This window comes from Ruminiclostridium josui JCM 17888, assembly GCF_000526495.1.
Classification (GTDB): domain Bacteria; phylum Bacillota; class Clostridia; order Acetivibrionales; family DSM-1351; genus Ruminiclostridium; species Ruminiclostridium josui.
The window spans coordinates 266,835-281,158 of sequence record NZ_JAGE01000001.1 but is presented as its reverse complement, the minus strand read 5'-3'; the positions used below and the strand labels follow the sequence as shown (position 1 = coordinate 281,158).

Annotated in this window: 12 protein-coding genes; 8 read left to right on the top strand and 4 right to left on the bottom strand. The window is 34.9% G+C overall.

The features are described from left to right. The first annotated feature begins 142 nt into the window (after positions 1 to 142). From K412_RS0101370 to K412_RS0101355, 4 genes are all read left to right on the top strand, one after another. A complete protein-coding gene (locus K412_RS0101370; RefSeq protein ID WP_024831441.1) occupies positions 143 to 1,492 on the top strand; it encodes an ABC transporter substrate-binding protein in 1,350 nt (449 codons plus the stop codon). A gap of 106 nt (positions 1,493 to 1,598) precedes the next feature. Next, on the top strand, positions 1,599 to 2,519 hold the full coding sequence (locus K412_RS0101365) for a carbohydrate ABC transporter permease (protein ID WP_024831440.1): 921 nt from the start codon (positions 1,599 to 1,601) through the stop codon (positions 2,517 to 2,519). Then, positions 2,506 to 3,333: a carbohydrate ABC transporter permease gene (locus tag K412_RS0101360; RefSeq protein WP_024831439.1), complete on the top strand. Its 828-nt coding sequence runs from the start codon at positions 2,506 to 2,508 to the stop codon at positions 3,331 to 3,333. The genes K412_RS0101365 and K412_RS0101360 overlap by 14 nt, the downstream gene beginning before the upstream one ends. A 626-nt stretch (positions 3,334 to 3,959) precedes the next feature. Next, entirely contained in the window at positions 3,960 to 6,395 is a 2,436-nt protein-coding gene (locus K412_RS0101355) for a glycoside hydrolase family 94 protein (protein WP_024831438.1), read from the top strand. Positions 6,396 to 6,501: 106 nt separating this feature from the next. Here K412_RS0101355 and pnpS read toward each other — a convergent pair whose 3' ends face one another. The 4 genes from pnpS to pstB are packed head-to-tail and all read right to left on the bottom strand — an operon-like array spanning position 6,502 to position 10,516. Further along, positions 6,502 to 8,298 (bottom strand): two-component system histidine kinase PnpS, encoded by a 1,797-nt coding sequence (gene pnpS / locus K412_RS0101350; protein WP_024831437.1) that lies wholly within the window; start codon positions 8,296 to 8,298, stop codon positions 6,502 to 6,504. Between the two features lie 39 nt (positions 8,299 to 8,337). After that, a complete protein-coding gene (locus K412_RS0101345) occupies positions 8,338 to 9,054 on the bottom strand; it encodes a response regulator (RefSeq protein WP_024831436.1) in 717 nt (238 codons plus the stop codon). Positions 9,055 to 9,078: 24 nt separating this feature from the next. Continuing rightward, on the bottom strand, positions 9,079 to 9,744 hold the full coding sequence (phoU, locus tag K412_RS0101340) for a phosphate signaling complex protein PhoU (RefSeq protein ID WP_024831435.1): 666 nt from the start codon (positions 9,742 to 9,744) through the stop codon (positions 9,079 to 9,081). A 13-nt stretch (positions 9,745 to 9,757) separates the two neighbouring features. After that, positions 9,758 to 10,516, bottom strand: coding sequence for a phosphate ABC transporter ATP-binding protein PstB (gene pstB / locus K412_RS0101335; RefSeq protein WP_024831434.1), 759 nt, complete (start codon positions 10,514 to 10,516; stop codon positions 9,758 to 9,760). A gap of 280 nt (positions 10,517 to 10,796) precedes the next feature. Here pstB and pstC point away from each other — a divergent pair, with 280 nt between their 5' ends. From pstC to K412_RS0101315, 4 genes are all read left to right on the top strand, one after another. Further along, entirely contained in the window at positions 10,797 to 11,729 is a 933-nt protein-coding gene (gene pstC / locus K412_RS0101330) for a phosphate ABC transporter permease subunit PstC (protein WP_024831433.1), read from the top strand. A 24-nt stretch (positions 11,730 to 11,753) separates the two neighbouring features. Continuing rightward, entirely contained in the window at positions 11,754 to 12,608 is an 855-nt protein-coding gene (gene pstA / locus K412_RS0101325) for a phosphate ABC transporter permease PstA (protein ID WP_024831432.1), read from the top strand. A gap of 44 nt (positions 12,609 to 12,652) precedes the next feature. Next, positions 12,653 to 13,120, top strand: a complete 468-nt coding sequence (locus K412_RS0101320; RefSeq protein WP_024831431.1) for a pyridoxamine 5'-phosphate oxidase family protein — start codon at positions 12,653 to 12,655, stop codon at positions 13,118 to 13,120. Between the two features lie 203 nt (positions 13,121 to 13,323). Continuing rightward, entirely contained in the window at positions 13,324 to 14,265 is a 942-nt protein-coding gene (locus tag K412_RS0101315) for a PstS family phosphate ABC transporter substrate-binding protein (protein ID WP_024831430.1), read from the top strand. The last annotated feature ends 59 nt before the right edge of the window (positions 14,266 to 14,324 follow it).

Sequence of the window (14,324 nt, the reverse complement as noted above, 5' to 3'; positions counted from 1 at the left end):
AGTCAAAATATTAAAACATAAAGCAACATTATCTATTTAGAAAGAAAGTCTATTTTTATAGAATAAATGTTGCAAAGTGCTTTAATGGCACTAATGTAAGCATTTCAATATGAATTGCTAAATCAAAAAGGAGGATTTTAAAATGTTTAAAAAGGTAATAGCTTCTGTTTTAACAGGTGTTATGGTGCTTGGTATGGCTGCCTGCGGAAACACTGAGTCAGGTGACAGTACTGCTTCTGCATCAAGCTCAGCAGCTAGCACTAGCTCAGTAGCAGCTACTTCTTCACCAGCTGCTACATCAACAGACTTCACAAAGGCTTCCGGAACAATAGTAATGTGGAACTGGGAAAACCAGGATCAGCTTAAGGAAGCAATAGCTGATTTTAATACCAGATATCCAAATGTAAAGGTTGAATCAGTACCGGTTGCAAGTGCAGACTATGTTAAGAAAATACAGACTGCAGTAGCAGCAAAAACAGCTTTACCGGATGTAATTAGAGGAGAAGTTGGTTTCAGAGGAACTCTCTTCGACATGGATATTTGTGAAGATCTTTCACAAGCTCCATACAACTTTGATAAGTCAAAATTAGCTGAAAAGGCATTGCCACTTGTTACAAATGACAAGGGACAGATATTGGGAGCTCCAACACAGTTCAACCCATCAGGTATTGCTTACAGAAGAAGTATGACAAAGAAATTATTCAATACTGATGATCCTAAAGAGTTGGCAGACAAGTTTAAGACTTGGGATAATGTAATTGCTGCTTTCAAGGATGCTAAGATAGATGGCAAGAAGGTATATGCGTTCAGATCAGTAAGAGATATATTCCATATAGTTGACGGATATAATCCTCAAAACCCAATTCAGGATGGAACAATCAAGTTTAACGAAGTTTACCTTCCTACTTTCCAGGTTATCGAAAAGTTGTGGAAGGCTGGCGTTATCAACAAATATGACATGTGGGCTCCTAACTGGACTGCATCATTTGCTAAGAGCGAAGATGTATTTTCAGCAGCAGCACCTTGGTTCCTCAAGTATGTTATAGAACCAGCAGATCCTAATGGTAAAGGTGACTGGGGAGTAACAGTTGCTCCAGGTGGAATGTTCAACTGGGGTGGAACTGCACTGTCAATCTGGAAAGATTCAAAGGTTAAGGAAGCAGCTTGGGGTTACATAGCTGACCAAGTACTCAATGAAAACGGTGTTAAGAACGCATTCACAACTGGTATGAATATTACTCCTGTTAAAGAATTCATGGATAAACCAGGTTTCTTTAGCCAAAAAGAAGAGTATTGGGGTGGCCAGGATGTAGGACAATTCTACATGGATAATATGGATGCTGTAAAGGTTAAGGCCCTTGGTAAATACGATAATTTCCTCGAAGCTAACTTCGTAAAAGGATTACAGGAAATCAAAAAAGGAAAAACAGCTCAAGAAGCAGTTGACTTCATGATTGCTGATATGAAGAAAAATGTTCCTGAACTGAAGTAATTTCGGAATTATCTGAATGTTATTGATGATTTAGGAGAGGGTGAAATTCCCTCTCCTTGATTATTTTAATGTTTGTACTTTATCAAGCACACGGGGGTGGTTAGTAATGAAAAATCTCTCAAAGAAATCAGCACCTTATCTTTTCATGGCACCTTACTTCCTGCTTTTTATAGCATTTTCGTTAATTCCTATATTATTTACGCTGTATATGAGTCTTAATGAATGGGACGGATACACGGATATAAAATTTGTAGGATTAGCAAATTACCAAAGAATGTTTGAAAACGGGGAGTTTGTACTAGCTTTAAAAAATACTGCGATTATCATGTTACTATTGATACCATTACAGTTGATATTTGCAGTAATTATTGCCTATATGATTAATTCAAAACTTGTTAGACACAAAGAAATTTTTAAAACTGCAGTTTTTACTCCATATCTTGTTATACCTATAGCTGCGGGATTGTTGTGGGCATTCTTTTTCGATGGAGGTTCATCAGGAACAATCAATGCAATCTTAATGAAACTCCATATTATTAAAGATCCTGTTGAATATCTTGCAGACCCGAAATTGGCTAAAGTGGTTATTGCAGTTATTATGATGTGGAGATACACAGGATATTGTGTACTGTTCTTTATAGCCGGTTTTGTATCAGTACCGGAAGAGTTATTTGAGGCTGCACGTGTTGATGGAGCCAGAGCATGGCACAATTTCTGGAATATTTCTCTTCCAATGATAAAGCCTATAATAATATATATGGTTATTACATCCCTTATAGGTGGTTTCCAAACCTTTGATGAACCAAATATTATTTATACCCAGGGAAATTATCAAACCGGACCATACTCAGGAGGACCTGATAATACAGTAATGACTTTGGTAATGCTTATGGGTAAGGGTGCGTTCCAGAACTCACAGTATGGCTATGGTAGTGCTGTTGCATATGGAATGTTTGTAGTAATAGCAGTATTCTCATTTATTTCATTAAAGCTTATGAATGGGGGGGATAAAGATGGAGCAAACTAATAAAGTTTATTCCTTTATTTTATATATATTTCTCACTGTTTGTTCAATAATTGCTATAGGTCCTTTTTATCTTATGGTAATAATGAGTACATATGATACAAATGCTCTTTTTACCGACCTTCATTTATTGCCTGGAAACAACTTTATGGTTAATATAAAGGATGTATTCCTGAATGCTGGATTTGGCAGATACTATTTTAACAGTATATATATTGCTGTTTTAACAACAACTTTGACAGTACTTGTATGTGCTATGTGCGGATATGCACTTGCAAAATTTAACTTTAAACTCAAAAAGGCAGCATATTATGCAATTTTGATTACTATGATGCTTCCTACTCAGCTTGGTTTGATAGCATTTGTAACTGAAATGAACAAGATTGGTTGGACTGACTCACACTTGTCACTTATCATTCCAGCAGCAGCAAATGCATTTGCGGTATACTGGATAAGACAATATACAGTTCAAGGTGTTCCCACAGAAATAATCGAGAGCGGAAGAATGGATGGGTGTACTGAAGGTGGCATATTCTTCAAGCTGGTTGTGCCATTTATTAAACCGGCTCTTGGTTCACAAGCATTGTTGTCATTTATGGCATCTTGGAACAATTATCTGTTACCGCTGGTATTAATCAGTGATCAAAAGAAATACACTGTAACTCTTGGATTATCAACACTGGATGCGTTGTACAGAGCAAACTATGGTGCTAGAATAGCAGCCTTAGTTATAGGTACAATACCTATGTTCTGTATATTCCTGGCATTCTCAAAATCACTTATTCAAGGTATTACTGCCGGGTCTGTAAAAGGCTAAGGGTAGTTTTATGTACAGACTTCTACTGTACATTCGATTTTAGAAGTTTTTTGTTTCGCTTGCCTTATGATATATAGGTATTAAGCGTGTTTGAAATAAACTGGTTAAATTACTCTTTGAGCAGATATATGACTGCTCAAAGAAAATTAACTAGGATAATTTAAATGTGGATTATTACAATTAAGCCATGACAAAATATTGCACATTAAAGCAAGTTGTTCTATTCAAGTTTTTCTTAATTTGAATAAAATATAAATAGATTAATTTTCTACAAAAAGTTGCATTATTAAACTTTTTGTGAGGAAAAGTGGCATCGGCAATTATACAATACTAAAATTGAAAGTATTGTTTCACTTGTTGTTTATAAACAATATATGTTGTAAAGTAATTTTAAAAAGTAGAAACAGGCGGGGGAAAGAATTGAGAAAGATAAGCTAATGTTCAAATGAATGTCTCTAAAAAGGAACCCCCGTCTTTTTGATTCTCTGAGAAAATATAAATTGCAAATTTCTTTATTTATTGTTCTAAGTATAAAATAATAAAATACTGATTACTTGGAGAAATATGTTATAAATTCTAACAGGATTTCTTATAAAATAATTAGACAGTTGAAAGGGGTTATAATTTTGAAATACGGTTTTTTTGATGATTCAAATAGAGAATATGTCATCACAACACCTAAAACACCTTATCCTTGGATAAATTATCTGGGAACTCAGGAGTTCTTTTCTTTGATATCAAATACTGCAGGTGGCTATTGCTTCTATAAGGATGCGCGTTTGCGCAGAATAACCCGTTATAGATATAACAACGTCCCAATAGATATGGGAGGAAGATACTTCTATATAAATGATAACGGTTCTCTTTGGTCACCGGGATGGTCTCCTGTTAAGGCTGAGTTAGATTCATATGAGTGTAGACATGGATTGGGATACACCAAGATAACCGGAAGCAAAAATGGTATCAGTACAGAGGTATTATATTTTGTCCCGTTAAATTTTAATGGTGAAATTCATCGTGTAAGAGTTAAGAATACAACATCTGATAAAAAAAGTGTTAAGTTATTCTCATGTATTGAATTTTGTTTATGGAATGCATATGATGACATGACAAATTATCAGAGAAATTTAAGTACTGGTGAAGTTGAAGTTGAGAAATCAGTAATTTATCATAAAACCGAATACAAAGAAAGAAGAAATCACTTTTCTTTTTATTCTGTTAATGCTGAATTAACAGGATTTGATACTGACAGAGATCAGTTTATCGGTTTATATAACGGCTTTGATGCTCCTCAGGTACCTGTTAGTGGTGAGCCTAAGAATACCATAGCTCACGGATGGGGCCCAATGGCTTCACATTGCATAACGGTTGAATTAAATGCAGGTGAAGAAAAGGAATTTGATTTCATTTTGGGTTATGTTGAAAACGATGTAAATGACAAATGGGAAAGCAAGGGCGTTATAAATAAAAAGAAAGCATATAAGATGATAGAAGAAAAGGGTAATCCAGCAGGTGTTCAGTCAGCTTTTGAAGAACTGCAGGATTATTGGAGTCAGCTGTTTACACAGTACAAACTGGAGCATAAAGACGAAAAACTGTCCAGAATGGTAAACATTTGGAACCAATATCAATGTATGGTTACTTTTAATATGTCGAGAAGTGCTTCATATTTTGAAACAGGTATCGGAAGAGGTATGGGTTTCAGAGATTCAAATCAGGATATATTGGGATTCGTACACCAAATACCTGACAGAGCAAGAGAAAGAATACTTGATATTGCTGCAACCCAATTGGAAAATGGCGGTGCATATCATCAGTACCAGCCACTTACAAAGAAGGGTAACAATGAAATCGGTGGTAATTTTAATGATGACCCATTGTGGCTGATTGCTTCTGTTGCTGCTTATATAAAAGAAACAGGGGATATGGACATACTAAAGGAAAATGTTCCTTTTGATAACGATGAGAAGAAAGCTGCTTCTCTGTTTGAACACTTAAGAAGATCTTTCTATCATGTTGTTAATAATCTTGGACCTCATGGACTGCCACTTATAGGAAGGGCAGACTGGAATGACTGTTTGAATCTTAACTGTTTCTCAACAACTCCGGACGAATCATTCCAGACAACTACAAGTAAAGACGGTAAAGTTGCAGAGTCTGTTTTGATAGCAGGAATGTTTGTTTATTATGGTCCTGAGTATGTAAAGCTCTGTAAACTTAATGGTCTTGAAGATGAAGCTGCAAAGGCTCAAGTTGAAATTGATAAAATGATAAAGACTGTTAAGGAATATGGTTGGGATGGAGAATGGTTCATTCGTGCTTACGATGATAATGGTGAAAAGATAGGCAGTAATGAAAACGAAGAAGGTAAGATATTCATTGAATCACAGGGTTTCTGCTCGATGGCGGAAATTGGTTTAGAAGATGGTTATGTGGAAAAAGCTCTGGATTCTGCAAGAAAGTATTTGGATACTCCATATGGACTTGTACTTCAGAATCCGGCATATACAAAATACTATGTGAATATGGGTGAAATATCTACATACCCTGCAGGATATAAAGAAAATGCGGGCATATTCTGCCACAACAATCCATGGATAATTGCTGGTGAAACAGTTATAGGCAGAGGAGACAGAGCTTTTGAATATTATTCTAAAATAGCTCCTGCATATACTGAAGAGATAAGTGATATCCACAAAACTGAGCCTTATGTTTATTCTCAGATGATTGCAGGTAAGGATGCTAAGAGACCGGGAGAAGCAAAGAATTCATGGCTTACTGGTACTGCAGCATGGAACTTTGTCGTTATTTCTCAAAATATACTCGGAATAAAGCCTGATTATTTAGGACTGAAGATTGATCCGTGTATACCAAAAAGTTGGGATGGTTACAAAGTTACAAGAAAATTCAGAAATGTGATTTTTGAAATTGCCATTAGCAATCCTGAACACGTTTCAAAAGGAGTTAAGAAGCTTGTTGTAGATGGCAATGAGATTGATGGTAATATAATTCCTGTATTTGATGATGGAAAGACACATAAGGTTGAAGTTGTAATGGGATAATTTCCTTAAATTAAAATAGATTCCTCAATATGCAAACAAAGCAGCCTTCTATTGTACAGGCTATACAATAGAAGGCTGCTTTGCTATTTAAGTTTCAAGATTTAACTTACAATGGCAGTTTAACTACGAATTCTGTTCCCTTACCCGGTTCACTTATAATATTAATGTCGCCGCTGTAAAGATTTACTATATGTTTTACAATAGACAGTCCAAGTCCTGTACCGCCCATATTCCTGGAACGCCCTTTATCTACTCTGTAAAATCTTTCAAAAATTCTTGAATGGTGTATTTTAGGAATTCCTATACCTGTATCTTTTATAGAAATTATTGTATTTCCATTATGTTTTTCTACTTTTATATCAACTTTGCCATTTTCAACATTATACTTAATAGCGTTATCAATAAGGTTAATAAGCATTTGCTTTATTCTGTTTCTATTGGCTATAACCTGAATTTGAGAAGGAGTTGAAGAAACTTCCAGAGTAATATTCTTTTTGTCTGCTGAAGATTTTAAAATAAGAACAACTTCATCAATTATCTGTCTCAAATCCATTTCTATTATTCCCTCATCTTTTTGCATAGCCTCTATTTCTGATAGTTGTAAAATATCGTTAATGAGAGTATAGAGCCTTTCGGCTTCAATATCAATAATGTCAAGGAATTTTACAGCTACTGAGGTATCCTCAATAGCACCATTTTTTAAAGTTTCCACAAACCCTCTTATTGAAGTGAGGGGAGTTTTAAGCTCATGGGTAACATTTGATACAAACTCAGTACGTATTTGCTCCAACTTTCTTACTGATGTTATGTCATTTAGTGTAATTACCGCTCCTGCGATTTGGTTTGTACCATCCGATGATTTGATAGTGTTAGTATAAATTCTATAGATTTTGTCTATACCCAGTGAGGGAGAGAACAGCACAATTTCATCAATTAAAGATGAATCATTTTTAATTGTTTCACGTAACAATGAATTAACTTTGGAATTCCTTGTAATATCTATAAGGTTTTTGCCGATAATTCCAGGTCCATACTGAACATCGAATATATCGCAGGCTGTAGTGTTTACAATAATAATTTTTGAGTTGATATCTATAGCAATTATGCCATTTCTCATACTATTAATAACTGTATCTACCTTTACATTTTTATCCATTATGCCGCTAAGAGTCTCATCAAGTTTATCAGCCATTTCATTAAAGGTTAAAGCAAGCTGACCAATTTCATCCTTATAATTAGCATCAACTCTTTTTTTGTAGTTACCTCCGGCTATTTCCTTAGAAGTATTGATTAAGTTTTGAATTGGCTTAGTTATGTGACTGGATAATTTAAATGAAATAAGTAATGTAAGTAACAAGCCCGCAAGGATTCCAAGCAAAGTATAATATAAAAATGCTTTATTTATAGCATTAAGCTGATATAAAGGAACAGAAATTCTTACAATTATGCTATGCTCATTTATTGGCAAAGCGACGTACAAGTAAGGCATTTCCATGGAAGAACTAAACCGTTGGTCTTTTCCTGTTTGACCTTGGATAGCTTCCTGAATTTCCTTTCTGTTTAAATGGTTTTCCATTGTATCGATATTTGAGTCTGAGTCACCCAGGACTTTTCCCTGAAAGTTAATAATTGTTATTCTGGTAACTAAGGGGAAATTTTTATCTTTGTCTGTTCTGGAATTAAGAAGATATGCGTAATCTTTTGCAAACTTATTATAGTCTAATTTTCTTTTTACGGATGCCTTTTCTAATATATCATTCCTTAATAGAACAGCGATACTTTCAATATTGTTTTGAACTTCCAGTTTGTAGAAATATCTGGCCATTGCAGAAGTAAAAATTCCTGCAATAGTAATACCAATTATTACAAGCATAACAGAGTAGTGAATTATTCTTTTTCTCATTTACTTTCAGGGCACCCCCATTAGCGATTAATTATTAATCTAATTGGCTGAATCAGGGATTTTATCAGTAAAACGGTAGCCAATTCCGCGAACAGTTTCAATATAAGTGGGATTTTCATCATTATCTTCAATTTTCTGTCTCAAATATCTTATATGAACATCAACTGTCCTGGTTTCACCGTAGTAGTCAAAACCCCATATTTTATCCAAAAGATGTTCCCTAGATAAAACCTTACCCTTGTTAAGAATCAGCATTTTAAGTAGTTCGAATTCTTTCAGCGGCATTTCCAGCAGTCTGTTACCTTTGTATACTTCTCTTCTGTTACAGTCAATTGTAATCTCACCGTGAGACAGGACTTCGACTTTTGGCTCAGTAGTTATATTCACTCTTCTAAATAAGGCTTTAACCCTGGCAACAAGTTCCCTTACGCTGAAAGGCTTTGTAATATAATCATCGGCCCCAAGTTCTAATCCCAATACTTTATCAAACTCTTCACTTTTTGCTGTTAACATAATTATTGGAATAGTTTTTGTATTGGGGGTTTGCTTTAGGTGTCTGCAAACTTCCAGCCCATCTATACCTGGGAGCATTATATCCAGAATAAATAAATCCGGTATATTTTCCGAACTATATGCCAATAAATCTTCTCCGTTATCAAAAACATTAACCTTAAAGCCATTTGCCTCAAGGTTATATTTTATCAATTGCTGAATATGCATTTCATCTTCTACTACAAAAATAACCTGCTTTGACATTTTGTCACCCCATAAAATATAAATTTACTCATTTTTCCGGGCTAAATGCTCGTGGGAACCCGTTACATTGAAAACAACCCATTCTGCAATGTTGGTAGCGTGGTCTCCTATTCTTTCCAGATACTTTACTACAAACATGTAATCAGTTGCCTGTTCAACAGTTTCAGGGTTGTTCTTCATTATATTAATTAGCTCAAGAACAATTTTTGAAAATAAATTATCTACCTCATCATCGCTGTCACAAACCGCTTTAGCAAGAGCAATATCCTGTTTTACATAGGAATCAATTGATTTTGTAACCATTTTCTTTGCCAAATCAGCCATAAGAGGTATATCAATCAAAGGCTTAACTTGCTTTAAATCAGCCATTCTGATTGTCAATTCGGCAATATCTGCCGCATGATCTGCTATTCGCTCCATGTCGGTTATTATTTTAAGAGCTGTGCTTATTGTTCTAAGGTCCTTTGCCAGCGGCTGCTGTCTTGCAATCAGATTAATACATATTTTTTCTATTTTGCTTTCCATATCATCAATGGTATCATCACTTTCAAATACCTGTTTAGCGAGACTCACATCCTGCTTCTTGAAAGCGATAACTGAATTTTCAATAGATTCCTCAACCATTGCTGACATTTTAACCATAAGACCGTGCAAATGTTCCAGTTCTTTGTCAAATGAATTTCTTACCATTATTAATCACCTCTTAACCAAATCTTCCTGTAATATAGTCTTCAGTTCTCTTATCTTTTGGATTACTGAACAATTGGTTTGTACTGCCAAATTCAACTACCTCCCCATGGAGGAAAAATGCTGTTAAATCTGATATTCTTGCTGCTTGCTGCATATTATGCGTAACTATTACAATAGTATAATTTTGCTTCAATTCTTCAATTAAATCCTCTATTTTAAGAGTAGAAATCGGATCAAGAGCTGATGTAGGTTCATCCATCAAAACAACTTCAGGCTCTACAGCTAAAACCCTTGCGATACAAAGACGTTGCTGCTGACCACCTGATAAACCAAGTGCATTCTGCTTTAATCTGTCCTTAATCTCATCCCAGAGGGCACTGTTTCTGAGGCTTTTTTCAACTATTTCATCCAGTTTGGATTTGGACTTTATCCCATGAATACGCGGCCCATAAGCAATATTGTCATAAATAGACATTGGAAATGGATTAGGTTTTTGGAATACCATTCCAATATTTTTCCTTAACTCAACTATATCATATTCCTTATAAACATTCAAACCGTCGAAATAGACATCACCGTTGATTCTGACTGATGCTACAAGATCGTTCATTCTGTTTAGAGTTTTCAAAAAAGTAGATTTACCGCATCCGGAAGGGCCTATAAAGGCAGTAACCTTATTGCTGGGAATTTCCAATGAAACATTCTTTAACGCCTGCATATCTCCATAGTAAAGATTTAGATCCTTAGTAACAATTCTATATTCGTTAGTCATGTTATCATTCCTTATACAAAAAATATTATTACTGGTACAAATTAATAATATCAATATATTTTTAATGCAGGTTTAATTCCTTGTTAATTCGATGTTAACAATGTATATATATTTTATTATTAACATAAATGCTGAAATATATAAATTTTGTTTATATAGGACAAAACTAATGATGAAATTGCTCAAAACAACTTAACATTATATTAACACACGTTTAACATGAGTTTGCTTTCGGTGAATTACTCCAAATGCTATTATAACATTATTAGGAGGAATGTATATGACAGATACGACAAATAATTTTCAAAATAAAAAAGCTGTAAACAACAGGATTAAAAGAATGAGGGCATCAAATGTAATAGCCAGAAGCATCCTGTTTTTGTTTGCAATAGTTACAATATTAACTACTATCGGAATCATCGTTTCACTTTTAAAGGATTCTATTGGTTTTTTTTCAAATGTATCAATTACAGACTTCCTTTTTGGACGGAAATGGACACCTTTATTTAGCAACCCCAGTTTCGGAGTACTGCCGTTGGTAATGGGAACATTAATAATAACACTAGTATCAGCGGTTATATCAATCCCTATAGGCTTGTTTACTGCAATATACCTCAGCGAGTACGCCAATAAAAGAGTAAGAAAGGTTATAAAGCCTATTCTGGAGGTTTTGGCAGGAATTCCTTCAATAGTATTCGGATACTTTGCATTGACCTTGATTACACCTTTACTTAAAGCATTTATACCACAGACAGAAATTTTCAATGCACTCAGTGCCAGTATTGCAGTTGGTATTATGACCATACCTCTGGTTTCTTCACTGAGCGAGGATGCATTAAGAGCTGTTCCAGACAGTTTAAGGCAGGGGGCACTTGCTTTAGGTTCAACTAAAATGGAAACCTCCTTGAAAGTAGTGGTTCCGGCTGCAATATCGGGAATTTCCGCATCCTTTGTTCTTGCAATTTCAAGAGCTATAGGGGAAACAATGATTGTAACAATTGCTGCTGGAGCAAGGCCGAACCTTACATTTAATCCTTTAGAGAGCATGCAGACCATGACTTCATTTATAGTACAGGCCAGTCAGGGAGACAACCCTCATGGAACAGTAGGCTACTATTCATTATTTGCGGTAGGCCTGCTGCTGTTTATTATTACATTGGGACTTAATATTCTTTCTCATTATATGGTTGAAAAATACAGGAAGGAATATTAAAAGCATAATAGCGGAGGTGATTATATGAATCAGATTAAGTATAGGAAAATGAAAAATTCTATTTTTCACGGAGTAATATTTTGTATAACATTGATAGGAATAGTAGTACTCGTTATTCTGCTGGCTGATATTATCATGAGAGGTGTACCATATCTTACAAAACACTTTTTTACTAACTTTCCGTCCCGTTTTCCAAAAAAAGCAGGAATACTGCCAGGCATATACGGAAGTATATACATTATATTGCTAACGATACTTTTTTCAGTTCCTATAGGGTTGGGGACAGCAGTATACTTAGAGGAATACGCGAAAAAGAATCGCTTTACCAAATTTATAAAAATAAATATATCAAATCTGTCAGGTACTCCGTCAATTGTATACGGTTTACTTGGACTTACTGTTTTTGTAAAAACACTTGGTTTAGGAAAAAGTGTTTTAGCAGGAGCATTAACCATGTCGTTAGTTGTATTACCTATAGTAATAGTAGCATCTCAGGAGGCCATTAAAGCTGTACCACAGTATTTGAGACACGGTTCCTATGCCCTTGGTGCTACAAAGTGGCAGACCATCAGAAAAATAGTTATACCGGCGGCACTTCCCGGAATATTTACAGGTGTCATACTATCCGTATCAAGGGCGTTGGGAGAGACTGCACCGCTTATTATGGTAGGGGCGGCGACTTATGTTTCAAAACTTCCTGAAGGATTAAACTCAATATTTACAGCATTACCTATGCAAATCTATTATTGGATGGGGCTTCCCAAAGAACAGTTTAAGGATTTGGCTGCTGCAGGTATTATAGTGCTTCTGGGAATTCTTTTAACAACAAATGCAATTGCTATTGTTCTGAGGAATAAATATCAAAAATCCATAGAATAATTGATATAATATTTAATAAGATATTTGTAATTTAGGAGAAAAGAATGAGAAGAAGAGACAGACAAGTTACTGAATTGACTGAGATAATTGAAATTATAGAAAGATGTGATGTTTGCAGAATTGCTTTATCAGATGATAATATGCCGTATATTGTGCCTATGAATTTTGGTTACGAGGTTGTGGATAGTAATATTATTATATACTTGCATTGTGCAAATGAAGGAAGAAAGCTTGACATATTAAAAAAGAACAATAGGGTATGTTTTGAAATGGATTGTAAACATAGGTTGGTAACCGGAACAAATGCATGTGACTGTACAATGGATTTCGAAAGTGTTATAGGAGATGCTGTTGTATATATAGTAGTAAATAATGAAGATAAAATTCATGGTTTGAACCTTATAATGAAAAAATACACTCAAAAGAATGACTACACATATGACGAAAATCACCTTAAAGGTGTAACGGTTTTAAAACTTGTTTCAACAGGATTTACTGCAAAAAGAAAATAGCTTTAACTGACTGTACGTTGCGGGCTTTTATAGGTCCGCTTTTTATATGGCACTAGAAATATGTGTTAATATTTCTTAATAATGAATTAACATTAATTAACCAAATCACAATATGGACTTTAAAATACCATAATATAATAGAATCATAATAAATTCCATTAAATTGCGAAAACTAAGCAGGATACAATTTGGGAGGTATAAAAATGGTTAAATTAGTAAATATCAAAAAAGTGGTTTCATTAGCGTTAGGGGTAGCCTTAACTTTATCATTAACAGCTTGCGGGAGCGGCACTAAAAATGATAATGTTGGGAACGCCAATCTAAGCGGGAAGATAGTTATAGACGGTTCAAGTACCGTTTATCCGGTAACATCAGCTGTCGCTGAAGAATTTCAAATCGAGCAGCCTGAGGTTGAAGTATCGGTAGCCATGTCAGGAACTGGCGGTGGTATGAAAAAGTTCACAGCAGGGGAAATTGATATATGTGATGCTTCCAGAAAAATAAAGCCGGAAGAAGAAGAAGCTTTAAAAGCAAAGGGCATAGAATATGTAGAACTTGAAATTGCATATGACGGAATTTCTGTTGTTGTTAACAAAGATAATACTTGGGCTGAATCTATTACTGTTGATGAACTGAATAAAATCTGGGGCAAGGATAGTAAAGTAAAAACATGGAAAGAAGTAAATCCTGCATGGCCAGACGAGCCTATAAAACTATATGGACCGGGTACGGATTCAGGTACATTTGAATTCTTTACCGAAATGATTAATAAAAAGGCAAAGGAATCAAGAACTGATTACACTCCAAGTGAAGACGACAATGTTCTGGTACAGGGTATTGCAGGTGACAAGGATGCAATGGGTTATTTCGGGTTTGCTTACTATGAAGAAAATCAGGATTCATTAAAAGTGTTGAAAATTGATTCAGGAAAGGGACCTGTTGAACCAACTATAAAAACAATTAAAGATAAAACCTATAGTCCTTTGTCAAGACCATTGTATATTTATGTCAACAAAGATAAGCTTAGTAAATCCCCTCTTAAAGAATTTGTAAAATTCTATCTGGATAATGCTGAACAATTAACTCAAGAAGTAGGATATATACCTCTCGAAAGCTACGATGCCGAAAAAGCCAAGATCAAATAAGTATAAATTAAGATAAACGTGGCACTTTTAAATAAGTGCCACGTTTTACATAAAAGCCG